This is a genomic window from Clostridium sp. D33t1_170424_F3 (assembly GCF_015667585.1).
Lineage (GTDB): Bacteria > Bacillota > Clostridia > Oscillospirales > Acutalibacteraceae > Anaeromassilibacillus.
In genome coordinates this window covers 95,087-115,637 of sequence record NZ_JADPEG010000004.1, presented here as the reverse complement: position 1 = coordinate 115,637, position 20,551 = coordinate 95,087, and the positions used below count along the sequence as shown (strand labels likewise).

Genomic DNA, 20,551 nt, shown 5'->3' with positions numbered 1-20,551 from the left:
ACAGAAAAACCGGACAACTTCTGTCATATTAAAAAAACGCTTGACTCTGACGTTACGTCATCGATTATGCTGAGTGCAGCAAAGGAGTGAATCACATGAAACAAACCGTCAAGGAAATTTCCCGGCTCTGCGGCGTCAGTGTGCGCACACTGCATTATTACGATGAAATCGGGCTTTTACATCCGGCGGAGACCACCGAGGCCGGGTATCGTCTATATGGGCCGGAGGAAATCGCCCGCCTGCAACAGATTCTGTTTTTCCGGGAGCTGGACTTTCCCCTGCAGGAAATCCAATCCATTTTGGATTGTCCCTCCTTTGACGCAAACCAGGCGCTGACCCGCCATCGTTCCCTGCTCCACATGAAAAAGGAACGTCTGGAGGGGCTGATCGACCTGATCGACAGCATTTTGAAAGGAGAAAAAGAGATGAGCTTAAAAGAATTTGACAACAACGCGATTGAAGCGGCACAAAGGGAATATGCACAGGAGGTAAAGGAACGCTGGGGAAATACGGAAGCCTATCAGGAAAGCCAGCGCAAAACCGCAGGTTATACCAAAGAGGACTGGGATTGTGTGCAAAAGGAAATGGAATCGCTATTTCAGTCCTTTGCCGCGAACATGGACCAGGCTCCCGACAGCTCCGCCGTGCAGAAAACCGTCGCGGCTTATCAATCGTACCTTTCCCGCAATTTTTACGCATGCAGCGACGAGATGTTGATGGGATTGGGAGAAATGTATCTTGCGGACGCGCGGTTTCAGCAGAACATCGACCTATACGGTGACAGCCTGACCCGCTTTATCGTGGAGGCCATCCGCGCTTACTGCTCCCGCTGAAAAGAGTTCCATACAACAAGGTCTATATTACAACGCATGTTTTGTACAAAAATTCGGCAGTATAAGAACGATCCCCCCGCCTTTGGCGGGGGGATCGTCAATTTATTCGCTTTTATCCCCTGATCTGCAGGAGCTTCTGTTTCAGCTCGCCTTCCAGTCGTCCGATTTCCGCCTCCGCCTCACGGCGCTTCTGGCGGCCTTCCTCCTGGATGCGAACCACTTCGTCCAGTGTGGAAATCAGGCTTTCATTGGTAGCGCGCAGCGTTTCAATATCGACGATGCCGCGCTCCGATTCCTTTGCCGTCTCTACCGTCGCCATTTTCAGCGTAGATGCGTTTTTGCGCAACAGCTCGTTCGTCATATCGGTAACCTGGCGCTGCGCCTGCGCCGCCTGCTGAGAATGCGCAATCCCCAACGCCAGCGCCATCTGGCTCTTCCAGAGCGGAATGGTGTTGACCAGTGTGGACTGAATTTTATCCGACATCTGCGTATCGTTGTTCTGCACCAAACGGATTTCCGGCGCCATCTGGATGGAAATCATCCGCGTCAGCTCCAGGTCGTGCAGCTTTTTGTCAAATCGGTTGCAGAGGGAAGCAAGGTCGTTCGCCGCCTGCGCATCCTCCGGCAGCCCGGACTGCTGCGCCTTCGCCACCAGCGCGGGGAGCTCTTCGCCCTGTACCTGCGCCAACTTTTTTTTGCCCGCCAGAATGTACATGGACAGTTCTTTAAAGTAGACCTTGTTCATTTCATACATTTTATCCAGCATGGCGACGTCCTTGAGCAACTGAACCTGATGGCCCTCCAGAACATGGCAGATTTTTTCCACGTTCACCTCTGCGCGGTCGTACTTCGCCTTCATCGCATTGATCTTATTGGCGCTGCGCTTAAAAAAGCCAAAGACGCCCTTTTCTTCCTCTTCCACGTCAAAGCTCTTCAGCTCGGAGACAACGCTGGAGAGCATCTCGCCCACCTCGCCCAAATCCTTGGTTCGAACCTTGTTCAAAGCGGTTTCAGAGAAGTCCGCCATCTTTTTCTGCGCGCCCGCGCCAAACTGCAAAATCATACTGGTGTTATGCAGGTCGATCTGCGACGCGAAGCTGTCCACCATTTGGCGCTCTTCCGGGGTCAGCATACTGTCGTCAAACGCGGGCACAGGCTCCTTCTCCGGAGCCTTTTGCAGCACGGACGGGGTTTCCTCCTTGAAGGGCTCAAAGGTCAATGTAGGGCTTTCCTGCAGCATATCATCCATGGTGTTATCCTCCGATCATTTTGGTTCATTGATGGAACTGATCTTCCGTCAGCCCCTCCTGCGCCAGCATTGTTTTCAGCGCGGAAATATCCGTTGAAATATCCAATGCCTCGTTCTGGAACAAACTGTCCAGCAGGTTTTCAAACGCCTTATTAATTGTATGCAGCGCGCGGCAGATTTCCAGCTTGGTATTGGAGATGTTTTCCCCTTGAACCGGCTGTTCGTTGAACTCTCGGTACGCTTTTACCAGTTTCAAAGTTGTGGGCAGGTAGTATTGCATAAATCTGCGGATTTCCGGCAGCTTTTCCGGATGACTCTCCACATGGCTGAAAATTTTGGAGGATATCTCCCCCAGACGGTCCAGCTCTTCAGAGATTTCCGGCTCTGGAATAGCCCGGTTCGCTTCTCTGATCTGCCAGATATAATCACGCCCCTCGGCGATCGCGGCCTCCAGATCGCCGTCCTGCGCCGCAGAGTCCTGTTTTTGCTCCTCACCCTGTAAACGGCGTTTGGCGCTTTCCTGCGCCTGTAAATACTGTTGGTAAGTCTCGTTTGTCACCATCAGGCAGGTCTGCTGCTCATCGATATGCCCCTCGGGAAACATGCCCCTTTGGATCATCTTACGCAAGTCCTTTACGACAAATTCCCTGGACTCCCCGACTGAAGCGGCCAGCTGTTGAATGGAACAATAAGAATCGCCGCCCAACTGCGCCTGATACCGCATAAAACGCTGCGCGCGGCGGCGCCTGCTCTTGCCGCAGGCAGTCAGCACAATACTTCCCAAACACACCGGAGCCGTACAGGACGCGGCAATGGCATAGGGAACAGCGCCCATGGGACCAGCAAAAAAAAGCGCCGTCAGAACCAGCAGCGCAATGCCTGTGGGGATCGCACCCAACAGGCCGAATACCTGCATCAAAACCCCGGATACATTTCCCACCGGCTTGCGCATCACACGCACCACAGGTGGCGGCTCCACCGGGGTTGATGCACTTTTCACATAGGGCCTTCTTTTGCTTCCCCGGACGCTCTCCCGAACCGACCTCTTAACGGACCGGCTGACATCTTTTCCAACAGAACGGACAGAGTCCTTGAGCTCCTCAAATCCCTCCGAATGCAGCGCGTCTTTTACGGTTTGATTGATCTGGTCCCCCAAATCGGAAAGCTGTCTCTCTAAATCCTCAAAAGGTTGCTTATCTTTCATGACATTCCTCCGTGATGCTTTTCACAGCAATCGAATGTAAGTCCTATTATATCGCATTCCCGTGGAATGTACAAGCAATTCCCCTTCGGCGTTTAGATGAAAAATGCCCTCGTCTTACGCACCCGGCGCAAGACGAGGGTAAAAATGCGGCTGTTATCAATTGGATGGGCAAACTGTCAGCTGGTTTCCATCATAATCGACGGTCAGCACGGTACGGGGTTTCAACTCGGCCTGAATGATCAGTTTTGCAATCAACGTCTCCACCCTGCTCTGAATGTAGCGCTTCAGCGGACGCGCGCCGTAAACCGGATCATAACCCTGGTCCACAATATAATCCTTTGCCACAGCGGTCAGCTCGACACCAAGCTGCTTATCCTCCAGCCTGCGGCGCAGATCGGCAATCTGCAGGTCCACGATGTGGTAAATTTCCGACCGGGTCAGCGGCTTGTAGAACACAATCTCATCCAAACGGTTGAGAAACTCCGGGCGGAACTGGGTTTTCAGCAAATTGCTGACCTGTTCCTTAGCTGCTTCACTGATCTGTCCGTCCTCCCCGATTCCCTCCAGGATATAACTGGAACCGAGATTGGAAGTCAGGATGATGATGGTATTTTTAAAATCCACCGTGCGGCCCTGAGAATCCGTGATGCGCCCGTCGTCCAGTACCTGCAACAGGATATTGAACACGTCGGGGTGCGCCTTTTCCACCTCGTCAAAAAGTACAACGGAATACGGCTTGCGGCGCACTGCCTCGGTCAGCTGACCGCCTTCCTCATAGCCAACGTATCCCGGAGGCGCTCCAATCAGGCGGGACACGGAGAATTTCTCCATATACTCGGTCATATCGATGCGCACAATGTTGTGTTCGTCGTCAAACAACGACTGCGCCAACGCCTTCGCCAGCTCCGTTTTACCGACGCCGGTCGGGCCCAGGAACAGGAACGAACCGATCGGGCGGTTCGGGTCCTGAATACCCGCGCGGGAACGCAGGATCGCTTCACTGACCTTCTGCACAGCTTCATCCTGTCCAATCACACGCTGGTGCAGGATATCGTCGAGGTGCAGCAGCTTTTCGCGTTCACTTTCCATCAGCTTCGCAACCGGAATGCCGGTCCAGCGCGCGATAATCTTTGCAATCTCCTCGTCGGTTACTTTGTCGCGCAGAAGACTGGAATCGGAAGACTGGCTTTCCTCCGCGACACGCTCCTCTTCGGCAAGCTGCTTCTGCAAATCAGGAAGCTTACCGTACTTGTATTCCGCGGCTTTGTTCAGATCGTATTCGCGCTCCGCTTTCTCAATTTCTGCGTTGACCTGCTCAATCTCCTCGCGCAGCTTTTGCACCTTGCTGATCGCCTGTTTCTCATTTTCCCATTTGGCCTTCATTTCTTTAAACTGTTCTTGCAGGTCCGCCAATTCTTTTTGAATCTCTTTCAAATGCTCCTGCGTCAGCGGGTCAGTATCCTTCTTCAAAGCCGCTTCTTCAATTTCATGCTGCATGATCTTACGGGAAATCTCGTCCAACTCCGTCGGCATGGAGTCGATCTCCGTGCGCACCATCGCGCAGGCTTCATCCACCAGGTCAATCGCTTTATCCGGCAGGAATCGGTCGGAGATATAACGGTTGGAAAGAACCGCAGCGGCAATCAATGCCTGGTCCTGAATTTTGACGCCGTGAAACACCTCGTAACGCTCCTTCAAGCCACGCAGAATTGATACGGTGTCCTCTACCGTCGGCTCATCCACCATGACAGGTTGGAAGCGGCGTTCGAGCGCCGGATCCTTCTCAATGTATTGATGGTACTCGTTCAATGTCGTGGCGCCGATGCAGTGCAGCTCTCCCCGCGCCAGCATTGGCTTGAGCAGGTTGCCGGCATCCATGGAGCCCTCTGTTTTGCCCGCGCCCACAATCGTATGCAGCTCATCGATAAACAGAATGATTCGGCCTTCGCTCTTTTTGACCTCGTTTAAGACCGCCTTCAATCGCTCTTCAAATTCGCCGCGGAACTTTGCACCGGCGATCAGCGCGCCCATGTCAAGAGAAAACAGCTTGCGGTCTTTCAGGTTGTTCGGTACATCGCCGCGCACAATGCGCAGCGCCAGGCCTTCCGCAATCGCCGTTTTTCCAACGCCGGGTTCTCCAATCAGTACAGGGTTATTCTTGGTTTTACGGGACAGGATGCGGATCACATTGCGGATTTCCGAATCGCGGCCAATCACAGGATCCAGCTTATGATTCTTTGCCAGCTCTACCAGATCCTGCCCATACTTGGAAAGCGCGTCATACGTCTCCTCCGGACTGTCGCTTGTCACGCGGGTATTGCCGCGCACAGAGGACAATGCCGTCAGGAATGCATCTTTTTCAATATGAAACCGTTTCAACACATCCTGCATTGCCTGATTGGGCCTGTTCAGAACGGCAAGCATGATATGCTCTACCGATACATATTCGTCCTTCATGCGGTCGGCTTCTTTTTCCGCCGCAATCAGCACTGCGTCTACATCGCCTGAAACATAAATTTTACCCGCTTCACGCCCCGGTCCCGTGACGCCCGGAATCCGGGAAATTTTCTCTTCCACCGCCTGCTGCACCGATACGCTGTCAATCCCCATCTTTTTCAACAGCTGTGGGATCAATCCGTTTTGCTGCTGCAGCAATGCACAAACCAGATGTTCCTCCTCAATCTGCATATTATGGTTGGATATGGCAAGATTTTGCGCCTCCTGGATTGCCTCCAGGGATTTTTGTGTAAACTTCTGAGCATTCATATTCTGCCCCTCCTATCTGTAAAACGTTCAACATCCATGGGAGTTAAAGCTTTATTTTTAGCACTCTTTCTTTGAGACTGCTAAAATTATAAACAGTAATTATGAATACAATATGAACAATCGTGGTCTTTTATGTAAACCGATAAAAGTTTCGCCCAAAGATAATCCCTTTATACGATGCCGAATCCCCTGTTGCTCTATTTCTTTTCTAAAATTCCTGTAACAAAAAGAACACACTTCCATAAAATGTTAAGGAGAAACAAGGTCTTATCGCACAACAAACACCTTATTTCAGATGTTAGGAGGATTTACCATGGATGAAAATAATTGCGGATGCACCCCGCAGGAGCCAGGTGCAGATTTTAAAGAAGCCGTGTGTATCGACGCCATGCGGATTTACGACAGCTGCAGTGAATAAGATTGTTCATCCTATAACTTATTCCATAATTGTGCAATTATAACATATATTACCTGTGATTATTGTACACCATTTACATTAAAGAACCTCCCAATATGATATGGTTAATCGGACATATCATATTGGGAGGTTCTTTGTATTGTGGATTTTGCTGACTGGCCCTTCGGACCTGGGCAATCAGTACACAGATAAAATCAAATCAGCGTTTTTACGGTACTTTAATCTCGCTGTACATACAGCTAATTCCATCTTAAACGATCCAAAAAAATCAGAGGAGATTGCCGCATCTGTTTTTGAAAAAATGATCAGCTCACCTGAAAAGTTTTTCGACCATTGTAAATCCGAAGACCATCTCAAAAACTTCATTGCTACAGTAGCCAGAAATTTAGCAAAAGATGTTTTAAAGCACGAGAAAATAGTTTCAATAAACTCTGATGAAGAAAATTTCTTTGATATTTTGGAAAACGAGTCAGATGAAGATATGGATTTTAAGATTCTGTTCCGGGATTTTTTGCTGTCGCTACCGCGTGAGACAAGAGATATTTTCACGCTAAAAATTGCGTACGGATATAAGCTCAGCGAAATTGCTCGTCTACTGAATAAAAATGTAAAGGCCGTCCAACGGAAGTGGGAACGTGGCCTGGAAAAGATGTGTGCTTACTTTGACGCTTGCGGAATAGATGTTAAAAACCGCAGGAATGGAGGCTGATTATGAATAAAAAATCCGATGCAATTCAGATACTTGAAAAGTACCAGCACTTACTGCTCCTTGATAGTCTTGCCGCCATTCCTCCCAGCGCTTACATAAATGATTTTGAGCCATCTCCGGAAACAATGGCCAGAATTGATGATATTGCTGAACGATACATATTGCAAAGGCCTGCCAAGACAGCGAGAAAGATTGGTAAACGCATAGCGATTGCCATTATCGCCGCTCTGCTTGCTGCTCTTATTACGGCTATTACGGTCACCGCGGTCCGGGAAGCAATCATCAAATATTATGACGGTTTATATTTTAGCATCTCAGATTTACAAGAACCTATAGATTCCAGTATTGATCAAAATGAAATATTTATAAGAAGTATGACTGTTAAGGACATTTACGTCCCGTACAAGCTCCCCCACGGATACATTCCCATTTTATATGGTCCTGCAAACCGGGAGCCAGGGGAGACGTTTGAGATAGAATATCGCTCGCAGACAAAGCGAATGATTTTCAAACAGCGAACTGGAATTGTTGACGAGGATATACTCAGTACACCGATCATTGTCGACGGGCAAGCATACCATTACGCTGACGACGTACCGGATCCAGAGTATCCGTGCGAACTGATGTGGCAGGCTGACGGTATCATATTCAGCATTGGTGGGGATCTAAGCTCCACCGAAATGATCAGCATGGCACAAAGCGTCGCACCGAGATAGCCAATAAAGCCATTATTTACCGCTTGATTATCACCGAACGCTCGTTCTATAATACAAAGTGGCAGAACGTGCGTTTGGAGGTGAATTAGGTGGAACGAACCATCCTGCATTGTGATATGAATAATTTTTACGCGAGTGTGGAATGTCTATACGATCCCAAACTGCGCGGCAAGCCTGTCGCGGTGGCGGGCGATGTAGAGCAGCGGCACGGTATTGTGCTTGCCAAAAACTACGAGGCCAAACGGTATGGCGTAACGACCGGGCATCCGCTGTGGAGAGCGAAGCAGCTCTGTCCAGAGATTGTGTTCGTTCCTCCCCGCTTCGATCGGTATCTGCAATTTTCGGCACTCGCACGGGAAATCTACAGCGACTATACCGACCAGGTAGAAAGCTTCGGGCTGGACGAGTGCTGGCTGGACGTCACCGGCAGCACTCACCTATTAGGAGACGGGCGCACCATCGCCGACGAGTTGCGCCGGCGGATAAAAGATGAGCTGGGTATAACGGCCTCTGTTGGCGTATCCTTCAATAAAATTTTTGCAAAATTGGGCAGCGACCTTAAAAAACCAGATGCAACAACTGTGATTACGCGTGATAACTACCGTGACGTGGTCTGGCCGCTGCCGGTATCGGATCTCCTGTACGTTGGCCCGGCGACCACTCGTAAGTTGCAGCGATATGCCATCCACACCATCGGCGATCTGGCCAACGCACACACGGATTTCTTGCAGGGCCTGCTCGGTAAAATCGGCCTGATGCTCTGGAGCTTTGCTGATGGTCACGATATCTCTCCTGTTACCAATGCCGGCATACATCCGGTTATCAAATCGGTTGGCAACAGCACCACGACGCCCAGAGACTTAAAGACGGACGACGATGTCAAAATCACTCTGTACATCCTGTGTGAAAGCGTAGCGGAGAGGCTCCGGGAACAGAATTTCCAATGTGATACCGTTCAAATATATTTGAGATACACGGACCTCTGGTCCTGCGAACGTCAGGTAAAACTGGACTTCCCTGTCTGTAACTCTGCGAGCGTCTTTCAAGCTGCTTTTGCACTGTATCAAAAACACCGTCTGCCGGACAAAGCCATCCGCAGCCTTGGAGTAAGGGCATGTGGACTATCCCTCTGCGAGCAGATTCAACTATCTTTTCTGCCTGAAATCTCTCGTGTGCAACGCCGGGATGATCTGGAACACGCCGTGGATGATATTCGGCGACGTTTTGGGCATTTTAGTATACAAAGGGGAATTGCTCTGACGGACCGCGAATTGTCCCGTTTGGATCCGAAAGCCGATCACATAATTCATCCGGTCGGCTTTCTCCACAACGGATAAGAGGTGTGCATCATGGAAACTCGAAAAGTATACGTAGAGGTCGATGCGCATTTTGACGCCGGCGGCAAGCTCACTCCCACTGCGATTACCTGGGAAGACGGCAGACATTTCGAGATTGACCGGGTACTTGACATGCGCAGAGCCGCCAGTTTGAAGGCTGGTGGAATTGGTACACGCTACCGGGTGCGTATTTTAGGCAAGGAACGGTATCTATGGTTTGAAGGGCCAAGCTGGTTTGTGGAAGCATCCAGCTCATCGTAAGGAGAACACTATGTGCGGACGATATACACTATTTACCGATAGTGAGTACGAAGATATAAGAAAAATCATCGAGGAAGTAGAGCGCAAGCACGGCACGGGTTGTGTAAAGACAGGCGAGATCTTCCCCACCAACTCTGCGCCAATCTTGTTGGATGTCGGCTCCGGTGTGACTGCGGATGTCGCAAAATGGGGTTTCCTCTCCTTTCATGGCAAGAGCTCCATCATCAACGCTCGGGCCGAGACAGCAGCTGAAAAGCGCATGTTTGGTAAAAGTTTGATGATCCGGCGCTGTGTGGTTCCAAGCACCGGTTTTTACGAGTGGGATTCTCAAAAACGTAAACGCCGGTTTCAACTTCCCGGGTCGAACACCCTTTATATGGCCGGCCTTTACAACGATTACCAAGGTGAGCGCCGGTACGTAATTATGACCACGACTGCGAATGAATCCATTATAAATGTGCATGATCGGATGCCAGTGATTGTGCCGCTTGATAAAATTGATCGCTGGATCGCGGATACGGATGCCGCATTTAAAATCATGAGTGAGAGGCAACCAGAGCTCAGTATAACGTAAAATGGCACTGCTATTATGGCAAAAATCCCCCTGACAAGCTACTAAAGCTTATCAGGGGAATTCTCTTCGTCTACATATTCCATTAGATCGCCGGGTTGGCACTGCAAGACCCGACACAATTTATTTATTGTTTTTGCATCCAGACCACCGGTGTGTCTTCGCAACGCGGTTAACGTCCCCTGACCAATCAGTTTCTCGTCCCTTATACGGGTTGCGTTGTAGCCTTTATCCTTCAAGATCCTGAATAGTTTATCATATTTAATCACTTGATCACCTCTCACATTATCTTATCAAATATTTAGCACAAAATCAAGTGCATTTCATACACTTTTAGCACTTAACTTTGTGCTATACGTCAATTGTTTCGCACAAAGTTAAGTGCTATAATGTAATCACAGTCAAGGACGACTGAAAAAAGAACGGAGGAAAACAAAATGAAAGAAAACAAAACAATCACAATCTACCGCTGTACGTCCGAGGAACGGTGCCAGTTCAGGAAGCAAGATGCCTTTACACTGAACGAGCCGCAGAGTGTCAGCCGCATCTGGTACGACCCGGAAGAGTACAATCTTCCGGATGGATTTATCGTCGCTGAATGCGTCGGTGGAGGCAAGGCCATCTATAACGCTGCGGGGGAGCACTGTACTTTAACCGCCGGTTATAATAACCGTCCGATATTGATTGACGCGGATGGAATTCACGCATTAAAAAAAGCCGCTGCCCTGCTGGAACAGGGCAACGGCGAAGTGGCCGGAAAGTAAGCATACAAAACCGGGCCGTGTTTATTATAGCACGGCCCCTATTAGGAGGCAATAGAGTGCGCAAAAAAGCAGCTATCTACATAAGAGTGTCCACGCTTGATCAGGTGCGGGAGGGATATTCCCTTGCTGCCCAAGAAAAAGCGCTGCGAAAGTGGTGCAAAGAGCACGGGTATGAAGTCTATTTTGTTTACGCTGATGAAGGAATCAGCGGAAAGGACATTGACCACCGTCCCGGTATGAAGCAGCTTTTAGAAGACGTTAATGGTAAACGCTTCAATTTTATCATCGTGTGGTCCTTGAGCCGGTTCACCAGGTCTGTATCAGATTTATATGATACACTCGAACTATTACAAAAATACAATGTATCCTTTGTTAGTTTGACAGAGGAGTTCGACACCAGTACAGCTATGGGGCGCGCAATGGTTGGCATTTGCGGCATTTTTGCGCAATTAGAGCGGGAGATAACCTCCGAGCGGATTAGCGCAGCAATGGAAGAACGCGCCTCGCAAGGAAAGCGGACCTGCAATGAAGTTTTAGGCTATGACCTTGATGGAAAGGATAGCCTGAAAATTAATGAAGCAGAAGCTGAGAGGGTACGGTACATATTTAATAAATACCTCGAATATAAAAATCTTTCAGCCGTTGCAGAATTGTGCAGACTTAAAGGCTACACAGGAAAACGCGGCAGAGTACAAACTGCCGAAAGTATAAGAAAAATACTCACACGTCCAGTTTATGCTGGATATAACAGTTATTGCGGGCAAATATACAAAGGAAATCACCCCGCCATTATTAACGTAGAGACTTACAATAAAGTGCAACGTTTTTTAGAAAAGTCCATCGTCGGAAGACGTTTGCAACGTCAATATAAGAAACTAAATACCACAATATAAAAGCAAAAGCCCCCAACCTGCAACTTTGACAATAAACAGGTTGAGGGCTTTGTCTCCATGGAGTTTTCCCGCTATTTTCTCCCTAACAGCGAGCAACTCGAACTCATCGATATTTTAGAGGAGTTCAATTTTTCGTCCAATTTGATTCTCTTTACATTGTAAAGTATTTTGCACTTGCAACTAGAATTTGTCAAGCACGGCACAGCTGCCTGTTTAAAACTCACTTAGAAGCTTTCCGGAAATCTTCTCCCCCAGCAACGTACGGCCCAAATCGTTTGGATGCGTTCCATCCCCAATCGGAAAATACTGTCCCCGGTTGTATTTGTTGATTCCCAAAGTGTAATACAAATCCAGCGCCGGCGTTTTGTAATCCTTTGCCAATTGCAGGAGCGCGTTTCCGTATTCGTAAAAATGCTTGTTTCCAAACATTTTTTCATCACTGTCTACCCGCTCGCTATCCCAATAGCGATAGATCGGGGTTAAAAGCAAAATACGCAGATGTGGGTAACGGCTCCAAAGCGCTTCCAAGGCATGCCGCGCCGCGCCCAGGTAGGTTGTAACATCTTTGGGATTGTCCACATTATCCAATGGCATCCCTCCCTGAATATCGTTGGTTCCATACATGATTGTGATGAAGTCTACTGCCGACCAATTGATGGCCTTGAGCGTCTGTACTCTCTCAGCTGCATAGCTGCCAGTGTTGCCGACCGCTGTCTCCTGCAATGTATAATTCTCGGAAACGATGGCGTTGGCGAGTTGGTACATACTAAAGGCGTCGTAATATGGATCTGGGTGCTGGCTCATGCGGCAGCCCTCCATACCTACGTTGTGAACCGTCATCCCTGTCAGTCGGGCAATAACGGATGGATAGTCGGTTGGCGGCGCGAACATGCCGGTAATGCTATCGCCAAAGCAGACTAACGTCTTGCCTTGCAGTCGGCTGATCGGCAGACTGACGTTTCCCTCATCGTCTGGCTCCTCCCCGTTTACCGTGAACACCTTAGACTTTGCTTCGGTGTAATAGACGGAGCACACTGGATCCGCTGTGTAATTCAAGCCATCCGTATATTCCAAAAAGACTTTTTCGCCCGTGAACGTGCCGGTGTCACTGTATATCTCAGTGTGGCCGCTCTCCGCGTCCGCATAATTGATGTACAAATCCTTGAAACGCACCTGGTACCCGTTTACCAGCTCCGAGATTTCCTTTCCCGCGTAATATTCCAGAATCACATCCGGTGTTGTCGCGGTAAACTCCCAGGAATTCAGCCTGGCATGATCGACTTCCGTGGTGCTGACAATCAAATCACCCTTGGCGCCGTTGACAACACTGGCCAACAGAAAGCGCCCGAAATTCATCCCTGTGGTTGTGGAATCCGGCGTAAGACCTGTTGTGTCGATATACAGCTTATACGCCTTCCCTACCTCCAGACCGGTGAATTTCATGGACCAGAATACTTGATACCAGCCGCTGGGCTTATTATTTACGATGCTAACGGTAAACTTATAAATACCGTTGGAATGGCTTTCAGTCATCCAGTTCAGTGTCCGCCCCGCGCTGTCCATGTCTTTTACAGTATCGGAGTATAGCCGGTAGCTGCACTCTGCGGAGGATACCATTTTCACGCCGCTGATTGATGGACCCGACACCCGGCAGGGCGTTTGACTGAAAAAGTTCCACTCTGCGTTTCCGCTGGCGGGGATGCCGGTATCACTCAACTCTCCGGTTGTGCTATTCCATGTGTACCAGTTGCCATTTTCACCGATCTGCGGTGAGCATAAGGCAGCCTTTGCGGCACGATCGGCATCGGCCTCCACTGCCTCCTTAACATCCAGAATACGCAGTTCATACTCCGCAAATTCAGACGGCAGCGGAGACGGGACCACATCCGGCGCGTTGATACTGGGATTAACGGACAATACAAGCTGCGCAGACTTCTTGACGCGGCCGTCCGCATGCGAGGCCCGCAGCTGTATCGTAATACTTCCGGCTGCCGCGATGTATTCGCGCTTGATCAGTACAGACAGGACCATGTTGCCGGCTTCTTCTGTTTTCTCTACGGCCCAAATGTTTTTCTTGCTTGGTTGGGACACATCCAGTACAATATCCCAGTCCATAAATTCCGTCCCGAGTTTCTGTATTTGCAACGTGCAGACTTCATTTTCACCCACGTATCCGAGGGAAGTGCCGCCCTTCGACGTGAATGTCCAATTTTCGTTTAAGATGATCACAATGACATCCCTCCATATAGAAAATCGCCCTGCCTCATGAGAAGCAGGGCTTTGTTTTTACTGATCTTCTTTCTCTTCGCCGCCGGCGAGCTTGTCCCCGGCCGCGTCCACGCTCCCTTTACAAGCGACAATAATTTTGCTCAAAAACGCAGGGATAGGCGCGCCCAGCTTTCCGGCATTCTCAACAATGGATCCCAGTTCCGTGAGGATATACCAAACCAGCACAACCGGGCAGAGGAGCACCGCATAATCCCACGGCAGTGTGACCGCCGGAATATTGTTGACAACCAGACCAATCATCCAGTCAGCCAGCGCAGCAGCGATTACTGCAACGATCGCCCCGGTCTTATGCCAAATGCCATCCCGCGCAACCGCGCTGCTCCATTCTCCCGCCCGGCAAGCTGCTGCGCTGCCTGTAATGTAATCCACCACCAAGCAGGCAACCCAAGCAACAACCAACCAGCCAAACCATCCCAGCCAGGCGGACAAGGCGGCGCAGGCCGCTGTAATGGTTGCTTTAATTCCAATAATGGTATGTTCGTTCATATTATTCCACCCTTTCGTATGTCTTCTCAAAGATGTCGGGCTTACAGGGGTATAACTCACCCTTTACGCCACGGATGATATAATCGCCCTCACTTGCGATATGTTTGCCCTCCAGCGTCGGGAGCATACAGGTACATTTTCCATTCGGTCGCCGTTCAATCGTCAAGCTATGCACCGTTCCGTTGGTAAACTGATAAACTTCATCGAAATTGTTTCTGGTAAAAACGATTGCTTCAATTACAACCGGCTTTTTTCTGTATTTCATTCCTACATATCCTTTCTCATTCCGCAATTTTGAAAACAAACCTGAGAACTCCGTCTATCCCGCTCTGATCCGGCAGGCGCGTGTAAATCCCCGTACTCTCCCCGGCTTTGCCAATCGCGACGATGTTCGCCCGCCAGCCGTTATTGTGCGGGAAAGCCGGGCAGACCGTCACAACACCGGCGGTACCGGGATAGATCACCGGCTTGTCCGCGCACTGCATGGCCACCGTGTAGCAGTCTCCGTGCCGTCTGACAACATCCATGGTAGTATCAATCCCGATAGCCATCAAGCCCCGCACGCGCTGCCGCATGGCCTCAAATGCCTCCGGATGATCCACGTAGTATTTTGGGCAGCACTTTCCTGTCACGTCGTAATGCCTGATGATGTCACGCAGCGGATCAAGCTTGTACCGCCGGCAGAGATCGGCACAGAGGGCAACCAAAGCCCGTTCCGCCGCCGCTGTGAATTTCCCGTCCGCCGCCGGGTGGCAGCACTCGATGCTGATGCTGTACGGATTGGCTTGGTTGGTCGCGTAGCTGACCTCGCTCTCCGGGATACACTGGATGACCGCGCCATAGAGGCCAATTATGTAATGTGACGACGCGTAAATGAGTTGACCGGCTTTGTTGCGTTTGCCTACTTTGAGCCCTTCAAAATAATTCCTATTGGCCTGCATTGTGGTTCCCGGATTGCCAACGTAATGCACAGCTATCTTGGTCACCTTGCCAAGTTTCGTCCCCGGGCGGCTGTAGGGGTTGATCGTGAGCAGATCTTTTACAATGTTCATTCCGCAGGCACCTCCGTCCACTGAGTCGGCGGCTCCCAGACGTTGGCGTCAACGTCGCTGGTCCAGTGCTTTCCGTTGTGGCTGACCTTGGCTCCTTTGGTGTAAGCATCCGTGCTGCCGGCAGGCTGCCGCCACTCTGGCCACTCGACGGCGGGATCGTCAATATGCACCCAGAGAGATGAAGCCGCATCCGGTGTCCAGCTGGCCTGCGATGTGTGGGCTGTCAGGCAGCGATAGAGCGAGCCGCCATACTGCACGCGGTCACCAATGGTGTATTCATGACCTTCACTGATCCACGCCGGGAAGAGTGTTGGTACAGTAACTGCCAGCTCATCTGGTACGAAGGCGCTCATGGCCTCAATTCCTGCGCGGATGCGGCGGGCCTCCGCAATCAAAGATTCCCGATCAAACATTTTCAGCACCTCCCATAATGATTTTAAGCGCTTCTTCCTGCGCTGCTACCTTTGCAGCAAGGTCAGTATCTTCCGGTTTCTGTTCGCGTTCTGCATTGATAACCGCAATGTGGTTCTGCGCGCTTTTTTCAATAGTCGCGCCGGGGTATGGTGCATCCCTCTTAGTCTGTACAATCCAGTCCGCGCCGTTCTCATTGACGATGATGTAAACTTCATCATTCGGCTGGATACGCAGGGATTCCATTGCTTTGTCCGCCGAGCAAGAGTTGATCGGGGATTGCTTGTCCCAAATTCTATATGTAAGGTTCATTTTTTATTGCTCCTCTCGAATTAGATTCCAATTTTCACCGTCACCACAATATACGGCGGGAAATGTTACATCGCCATCTTTAAACAGCATTGCATCTTTGAAATAAACCGGAAGATAATCTACCAACTTTGTCGCCAGCAAAGAAGTCATGTGCGTATGATCGTTTGGTTGATAGTAAAGAATTGTTGTTGGATTGTCTGGATATTGTTTTGAGGTTAAGGACATGCAATCTCCATCAGCCGATCCATAAGTAGATGATGTTGATTTATATCCAAAAAAAATATATATCCTATCGTTGACCTGCGCACAACACGAGCTATATCTTCCAATTGGTAGTGGTTCTGCATACCGAAACGTTTTAGTATTTGGGTTATAGGCTAATACAGTGTTTGCTATATTAAAAGTATCTAGCTTTCCGCCAAAAATAAAAATTTCATCGCCGATTAAACAACTACATGCCCATGATTTAGAAGCTGGCATTGGAGTCAATGTTGAATAAGTATTAGTCTCTGGGTTATATTCATATACTGTATTTTTAAACCCGTTCATATATCCACCAAAAACATAAATTTTATCTCCATAAGTTTCGCAGCAAGAACCTGTTCTGTTATCCGGAAGGGCACGAATTGTCGTACAGGATTTAGTATCCGGATCAAAAACTTCTGCGGACACCATTGGGGTTGAAGATGCGTTTGATCCCCCGAACATATAAATTTTACTGTTATAGACAGCACAGCACGAATCGTATTTTCTTGCTTGCATACTACATACATTAGAATACGAATTTGTCTCTGGACTATATTTTAAAATATGAGGAATAATGGTCTCATTTTTATCATGTCCACCAATTACATAGATGTAATCTCCACAAGTAGCGCACATCGCGCCAGCACGTTGCGGGTACCCATCACTGGTCAATGCGGTTCCTTTATAATTGTTTTCAGCAACATCATATAAAAATGACATTGCCCAGCTTCCGGTATCGGTTACTCCTCCCCAAAAGTAAATTTTGTTCTTATAAACAGTACAACAAGAATCTCTAAGATTTTGACTATATTCAGTAATCGGGGATGGAGTTATCCAACCTTCCTTGCCCCAATAACTCGTATCAAACACTATCTTTTTGGGAGATATATTCGTGCTAGTTTTGAACCAAATTCCGTTTTTCTCTTTCGGTTCGGTCGGCTGGCAGAACACGTTGAACTTAACCGCCGCACCGCTTCCGCCAGTGTTCACGATCGTGGACATTACGCATCCCCCCTTACAATCACCCGTACAGGAATATTGATGGTCGGTTTATCTCCCCACGCTTTAAGCGTGAGTCTGCCGGAAGTCTGTCCGCCATCCTGAATGTTTGCCGCCTGCAATGCTTCAAGTTGGGCGGCAGTTATAGACAATCCCGGCAACAGGTCTTGATTACTTGTTGCGGTTACTCCTGATACACTCAGGTTGTAGGTATATGGGGCGCTGCTGCCGCTCCAAGTGGACGCATACAACGTGGTCGTTCTGGTCGTGCTTTTATTGGCTTTGCCGTCCTGCAATGCGGTAATCATGTTCAGCAATTGCCCTGCAGCGTCTTCGCTGAGTACACTCTTCGCAGTTTCAAACCAGTCATTAAACGTGGTTTTAAAGTAATCCTGTAAGACCTGGTTTTGCTCCCAAATACCTTTTGTGTCTACATTGGGGATGCTTTTCATGAGTCCGGACAACGGTTTACCATCTATCGGATGTGCAGAGGTATTCAATCTCTGATCGGTAATCATGGGCGCTGTGACCGCCGTAGAACTTTGCGGTACAACCACGGTCGCCAATGCAAGCTCGTAATTCAGTGCATCGTGCAAGAGGCTGTTTTCGATCGACACGTTTCCTTCTCTCTGCTTCGTCGCGACATAAATCTGCGGTTTCGCTCCACGCAAGTCCAGCCGCAGGACAATGTCCGTCGTGGCGCCGGCGGACACGGTATGCGACATCGGGAAGCTGGATATGTATCCGCGGCCTTTTATCATGGCCGCACCAGGTGAAACTATAACCTGTAGGTTAACTCCAGCAGTGACAGCTAAACTTGATCCAATGTAATCCGCCGGGTTATCATCCGGACTTGTGATCGCCATTTGTGGTGCAATGCCCGTCGTGTACAAGCATTCAAAAAAGCTTGCCAGGTCCTGCGCCGCATACTGGTAATAGGCCAGCTCATCTTCCGTAAGCGCCCCTTCCGGTTTATCCCAAAAGAATGATTTTTCACCTAAAGCCATTTATTTTCCCCCTGTCCGTATTTGTCGCTCCAATAGTTGTAGATTGGTTTTTCTGGGCTTCCCAAAGGTTCCCGTTATCCCATAACCTTTCCCCTGCCATTCGTGCGTAACACTGATAAGCTGAACATCCGCATACTGGTTAAGGACTCTATCGCGGATCGTCACAAAATCACCTAAATAAAAATCTTTGTTGTAAACGAAGCTGCTGTTCAGCTCAACTGTGAAGGTGTCGTCTTTCTCAAAGTTCGTTGCTTCTTTGCGGGCAAGGTTCTGCATTTCTCCGACGACATCCGACGCTGTATCATCCACATTCACATTGATTTGCGTCTCATATCGTTCGCGGCCTTCCGGTTCCGTATCGTCTTCCCGACAAACCAGCAAAGTAGTTGCTTCTGCCTCAGAGCGCGCACCACTCTTGGTTGTATAAAACGCATTGCGGTAGTTCTCCACGTCGCTGACGAAGTGACTGTCCAGAGCAGTCCTTAAATCCACGTCCAAAATGATGCGCGGTCGGTCGGATTGTCCGGCTGTGCGGTCTGTACCCATAACCACATCAAACACCATATTACCTGCAGACAAATCCATATCCACCTTATATCCGAGCTCCTGCGCCGCACCCACCTCTTGCAAAAGCTCATTTAAACGGTTGAACCGTGCCATGTACTTGTCATCCGCAATGCCTCTGCCCTGATCGGTAGCAACGGTAAAACCGGGAATTGCGCGTTTTGTATTGGCTGGAGAAACGATATTATTGATTACATAGTGCTTCATTACGGTTTCCGTGCTGCCAGATACTGTATCGTACCCCTCTAGGTCGCTGCCCGATGACGGATACAAACAAACGCGCTGCTTGAGGTATCCTTTCAGATCGTCGCCGCTGCGGCCAATCGGCGCGGCAGTCGCGGTGCGCTCATCGTCAAGACCACGGATAATCCCCCAAAGATAGACGTTGTTGCCGCGGACGCTGATGAGATTACCCTGCTGCAATGCGTTTGCATAAGCGTCAAAGGCGGATAGCGACATAGACCAAGAACCCGGCTCATACAGGTTCTCTGTCCATGAGATTGACTGCGGGACGATTTTCCCCAGCTGTCCCTCTTCAAGCGCCGTATCCCCGGTGATCGGGCTAAATACACGTATATCCATCAGACGCCTCCAAACTGCTTCCGCCAGAACATGTACCCCAACGGCTTTGTAGTCTGTCCACCGCCGTCCAGATTAATGACATTGCGGCCACGCTGCAAATACCAGTAATCGCTGTCTAATGTCAGGTAATGGCTGGCGTTTTCGATAACCAGCCCCGTCACGGACGATTTGACAACGGCGGTTCCCCGTTCGGTATCTACTTCCAACTGCTGATCGGCGGAAATTGCACGGTTAAACTGCATATACCGGCCCGACGTTTCATTGGTTATCGTTACGCGCTCTGCGGTTCCCATCACGACGATGCGCACCGGAAGGTCGTCATAGGTGTCATTGATGACAGCAAACTCTGTCGTATATGTGCCGAATACAAAATTCGGGTCGATTACCAGAGGAAAAGACAAACCGCCGAGCACTGCACCCATGCGAACGACTCGATCACTGCGTTCTTTCCATTTTGGATTTTCTGTAGATTGGAATGTAAGACTAAATTTCTCGTAGCTGCCGATCCGATCAAAGCCGGCGGGAATCTCCAAAAAGCGTCCGCGCAGAGAATACGCACCGGTGTCGTTCTCATAGACCAGCGTCCCCTGATAATTCAGATCAATGGTGCTGGCCAGCTTTTGTTTCATCTGCTGCAAGTTTCCGAGGTCAAACCAGCCTCTTTTATCACCGCCCAGGATTGCAAGCTCCATCGGCACGCTACGCTGGTCGTAGCCGGTCGCGTAGGTGTTATACACTCCGCCAATTGACATGTCGCTGTCCTCAGTGCTGCCGACGCCCATCGTGTCAATATCGGATAAAAGGTATGGACCGACCTCATCAAAAACGACAAATAGGCCATTGTCGGATATATAGGTGACTTTATCCATTGTTATCATCTCT

The 20,551-nt window shown here is 49.5% G+C and carries 22 protein-coding genes; 8 read left to right on the top strand and 14 right to left on the bottom strand.

Going from position 1 to position 20,551, the window contains the following annotated elements:
* The first annotated feature begins 95 nt into the window (after nucleotides 1-95).
* Nucleotides 96-833: a MerR family transcriptional regulator gene (locus I4V53_RS03980; RefSeq protein WP_195984101.1), complete on the top strand. Its 738-nt coding sequence runs from the start codon at nucleotides 96-98 to the stop codon at nucleotides 831-833.
* Between the two features lie 112 nt (nucleotides 834-945).
* Here I4V53_RS03980 and I4V53_RS03975 read toward each other — a convergent pair whose 3' ends face one another.
* The 3 genes from I4V53_RS03975 to clpB form a co-directional block, all read right to left on the bottom strand.
* Nucleotides 946-2,082 carry a toxic anion resistance protein gene (locus I4V53_RS03975; RefSeq protein ID WP_195984100.1) on the bottom strand — a complete coding sequence of 379 codons (1,137 nt, stop codon included), beginning with the start codon at nucleotides 2,080-2,082 and terminating at the stop codon, nucleotides 946-948.
* A gap of 25 nt (nucleotides 2,083-2,107) precedes the next feature.
* The gene (locus I4V53_RS03970) at nucleotides 2,108-3,286 is read right to left on the bottom strand and encodes a 5-bromo-4-chloroindolyl phosphate hydrolysis family protein (RefSeq protein WP_195984099.1); all 1,179 of its coding nucleotides are present in this window, start codon (nucleotides 3,284-3,286) and stop codon (nucleotides 2,108-2,110) included.
* A gap of 156 nt (nucleotides 3,287-3,442) precedes the next feature.
* Nucleotides 3,443-6,052 (bottom strand): ATP-dependent chaperone ClpB, encoded by a 2,610-nt coding sequence (clpB, locus tag I4V53_RS03965; RefSeq protein ID WP_195984098.1) that lies wholly within the window; start codon nucleotides 6,050-6,052, stop codon nucleotides 3,443-3,445.
* A gap of 557 nt (nucleotides 6,053-6,609) precedes the next feature.
* Between clpB and I4V53_RS03960 the strand changes: the two genes are divergently transcribed.
* The 5 genes from I4V53_RS03960 to I4V53_RS03940 all read left to right on the top strand — a co-directional run bounded on the left by I4V53_RS03960 (nucleotide 6,610) and on the right by I4V53_RS03940 (nucleotide 10,067).
* Nucleotides 6,610-7,179, top strand: a complete 570-nt coding sequence (locus I4V53_RS03960) for a sigma-70 family RNA polymerase sigma factor (protein ID WP_195984097.1) — start codon at nucleotides 6,610-6,612, stop codon at nucleotides 7,177-7,179.
* 2 nt (nucleotides 7,180-7,181) lie between these two features.
* Entirely contained in the window at nucleotides 7,182-7,895 is a 714-nt protein-coding gene (locus I4V53_RS03955) for a DUF4367 domain-containing protein (RefSeq protein ID WP_195984096.1), read from the top strand.
* A gap of 89 nt (nucleotides 7,896-7,984) precedes the next feature.
* Nucleotides 7,985-9,232: a DNA polymerase IV gene (gene dinB, locus I4V53_RS03950; protein ID WP_195984095.1), complete on the top strand. Its 1,248-nt coding sequence runs from the start codon at nucleotides 7,985-7,987 to the stop codon at nucleotides 9,230-9,232.
* A gap of 12 nt (nucleotides 9,233-9,244) precedes the next feature.
* Nucleotides 9,245-9,493: a hypothetical protein gene (locus I4V53_RS03945; protein WP_195984094.1), complete on the top strand. Its 249-nt coding sequence runs from the start codon at nucleotides 9,245-9,247 to the stop codon at nucleotides 9,491-9,493.
* Between the two features lie 10 nt (nucleotides 9,494-9,503).
* Nucleotides 9,504-10,067 carry an SOS response-associated peptidase gene (locus I4V53_RS03940; protein ID WP_195984093.1) on the top strand — a complete coding sequence of 188 codons (564 nt, stop codon included), beginning with the start codon at nucleotides 9,504-9,506 and terminating at the stop codon, nucleotides 10,065-10,067.
* Between the two features lie 41 nt (nucleotides 10,068-10,108).
* On the opposite strand, the gene I4V53_RS03935 is transcribed toward I4V53_RS03940, so the two are convergent.
* Nucleotides 10,109-10,333 carry a helix-turn-helix domain-containing protein gene (locus I4V53_RS03935; RefSeq protein WP_195984092.1) on the bottom strand — a complete coding sequence of 75 codons (225 nt, stop codon included), beginning with the start codon at nucleotides 10,331-10,333 and terminating at the stop codon, nucleotides 10,109-10,111.
* A 168-nt stretch (nucleotides 10,334-10,501) separates the two neighbouring features.
* Here I4V53_RS03935 and I4V53_RS03930 point away from each other — a divergent pair, with 168 nt between their 5' ends.
* Both I4V53_RS03930 and I4V53_RS14135 read left to right on the top strand, forming a co-directional pair.
* A complete protein-coding gene (locus I4V53_RS03930; RefSeq protein WP_195984091.1) occupies nucleotides 10,502-10,828 on the top strand; it encodes a hypothetical protein in 327 nt (108 codons plus the stop codon).
* 56 nt (nucleotides 10,829-10,884) lie between these two features.
* Nucleotides 10,885-11,721, top strand: coding sequence for a recombinase family protein (locus I4V53_RS14135; RefSeq protein WP_195984090.1), 837 nt, complete (start codon nucleotides 10,885-10,887; stop codon nucleotides 11,719-11,721).
* Nucleotides 11,722-11,934: 213 nt separating this feature from the next.
* Here the strand turns inward: I4V53_RS14135 and I4V53_RS14130 are convergent, their stop codons facing one another.
* Genes I4V53_RS14130 through I4V53_RS03875 form a run of 10 tightly spaced genes read right to left on the bottom strand, consistent with a single transcriptional unit; the run spans nucleotide 11,935 to nucleotide 20,538 of the window.
* Nucleotides 11,935-13,950 (bottom strand): SGNH/GDSL hydrolase family protein, encoded by a 2,016-nt coding sequence (locus tag I4V53_RS14130; protein ID WP_195984089.1) that lies wholly within the window; start codon nucleotides 13,948-13,950, stop codon nucleotides 11,935-11,937.
* A gap of 57 nt (nucleotides 13,951-14,007) precedes the next feature.
* Nucleotides 14,008-14,496: a phage holin family protein gene (locus I4V53_RS03915; protein WP_195984088.1), complete on the bottom strand. Its 489-nt coding sequence runs from the start codon at nucleotides 14,494-14,496 to the stop codon at nucleotides 14,008-14,010.
* A gap of 1 nt (nucleotide 14,497) precedes the next feature.
* Nucleotides 14,498-14,761 (bottom strand): hypothetical protein, encoded by a 264-nt coding sequence (locus I4V53_RS03910; protein ID WP_195984087.1) that lies wholly within the window; start codon nucleotides 14,759-14,761, stop codon nucleotides 14,498-14,500.
* A 16-nt stretch (nucleotides 14,762-14,777) separates the two neighbouring features.
* Entirely contained in the window at nucleotides 14,778-15,548 is a 771-nt protein-coding gene (locus I4V53_RS03905) for a peptidoglycan recognition protein family protein (RefSeq protein ID WP_195984086.1), read from the bottom strand.
* Nucleotides 15,545-15,961, bottom strand: a complete 417-nt coding sequence (locus I4V53_RS03900) for a carbohydrate-binding protein (RefSeq protein ID WP_195984085.1) — start codon at nucleotides 15,959-15,961, stop codon at nucleotides 15,545-15,547. Before I4V53_RS03900 ends, I4V53_RS03905 begins: the two co-directional genes overlap by 4 nt.
* Complete coding sequence (locus I4V53_RS03895; RefSeq protein ID WP_195984084.1) at nucleotides 15,954-16,271, bottom strand: hypothetical protein; 318 nt, start codon at nucleotides 16,269-16,271, stop codon at nucleotides 15,954-15,956. Before I4V53_RS03895 ends, I4V53_RS03900 begins: the two co-directional genes overlap by 8 nt.
* A 3-nt stretch (nucleotides 16,272-16,274) precedes the next feature.
* Nucleotides 16,275-17,519: a Kelch repeat-containing protein gene (locus I4V53_RS03890; RefSeq protein WP_195984083.1), complete on the bottom strand. Its 1,245-nt coding sequence runs from the start codon at nucleotides 17,517-17,519 to the stop codon at nucleotides 16,275-16,277.
* Nucleotides 17,519-18,523 (bottom strand): hypothetical protein, encoded by a 1,005-nt coding sequence (locus I4V53_RS03885; RefSeq protein WP_195984082.1) that lies wholly within the window; start codon nucleotides 18,521-18,523, stop codon nucleotides 17,519-17,521. The genes I4V53_RS03890 and I4V53_RS03885 overlap by 1 nt, the downstream gene beginning before the upstream one ends.
* Nucleotides 18,524-19,669 carry a siphovirus ReqiPepy6 Gp37-like family protein gene (locus I4V53_RS03880; RefSeq protein ID WP_195984081.1) on the bottom strand — a complete coding sequence of 382 codons (1,146 nt, stop codon included), beginning with the start codon at nucleotides 19,667-19,669 and terminating at the stop codon, nucleotides 18,524-18,526.
* A complete protein-coding gene (locus I4V53_RS03875; protein WP_195984080.1) occupies nucleotides 19,669-20,538 on the bottom strand; it encodes a phage distal tail protein in 870 nt (289 codons plus the stop codon). The genes I4V53_RS03880 and I4V53_RS03875 overlap by 1 nt, the downstream gene beginning before the upstream one ends.
* Nucleotides 20,539-20,551: the final 13 nt, after the last annotated feature.

Coding starts and splice junctions, on each gene's coding strand:
- I4V53_RS03940 (WP_195984093.1), top strand. CDS start 9,504: ATGTGCGGACGATATACACTATTTACCGATAGTGAGTACGAAGATATA.
- I4V53_RS03875 (WP_195984080.1), bottom strand. CDS start 20,538: ATGGATAAAGTCACCTATATATCCGACAATGGCCTATTTGTCGTTTTT.
- I4V53_RS03970 (WP_195984099.1), bottom strand. CDS start 3,286: ATGAAAGATAAGCAACCTTTTGAGGATTTAGAGAGACAGCTTTCCGAT.
- I4V53_RS03980 (WP_195984101.1), top strand. CDS start 96: ATGAAACAAACCGTCAAGGAAATTTCCCGGCTCTGCGGCGTCAGTGTG.
- I4V53_RS03895 (WP_195984084.1), bottom strand. CDS start 16,271: ATGAACCTTACATATAGAATTTGGGACAAGCAATCCCCGATCAACTCT.
- I4V53_RS03900 (WP_195984085.1), bottom strand. CDS start 15,961: ATGTTTGATCGGGAATCTTTGATTGCGGAGGCCCGCCGCATCCGCGCA.
- I4V53_RS03945 (WP_195984094.1), top strand. CDS start 9,245: ATGGAAACTCGAAAAGTATACGTAGAGGTCGATGCGCATTTTGACGCC.
- I4V53_RS03930 (WP_195984091.1), top strand. CDS start 10,502: ATGAAAGAAAACAAAACAATCACAATCTACCGCTGTACGTCCGAGGAA.
- I4V53_RS03975 (WP_195984100.1), bottom strand. CDS start 2,082: ATGGATGATATGCTGCAGGAAAGCCCTACATTGACCTTTGAGCCCTTC.
- clpB (WP_195984098.1), bottom strand. CDS start 6,052: ATGAATGCTCAGAAGTTTACACAAAAATCCCTGGAGGCAATCCAGGAG.
- I4V53_RS03915 (WP_195984088.1), bottom strand. CDS start 14,496: ATGAACGAACATACCATTATTGGAATTAAAGCAACCATTACAGCGGCC.
- I4V53_RS03905 (WP_195984086.1), bottom strand. CDS start 15,548: ATGAACATTGTAAAAGATCTGCTCACGATCAACCCCTACAGCCGCCCG.
- I4V53_RS03880 (WP_195984081.1), bottom strand. CDS start 19,669: ATGGATATACGTGTATTTAGCCCGATCACCGGGGATACGGCGCTTGAA.
- I4V53_RS03910 (WP_195984087.1), bottom strand. CDS start 14,761: ATGAAATACAGAAAAAAGCCGGTTGTAATTGAAGCAATCGTTTTTACC.
- I4V53_RS03955 (WP_195984096.1), top strand. CDS start 7,182: ATGAATAAAAAATCCGATGCAATTCAGATACTTGAAAAGTACCAGCAC.
- I4V53_RS03885 (WP_195984082.1), bottom strand. CDS start 18,523: ATGGCTTTAGGTGAAAAATCATTCTTTTGGGATAAACCGGAAGGGGCG.
- I4V53_RS03890 (WP_195984083.1), bottom strand. CDS start 17,519: ATGTCCACGATCGTGAACACTGGCGGAAGCGGTGCGGCGGTTAAGTTC.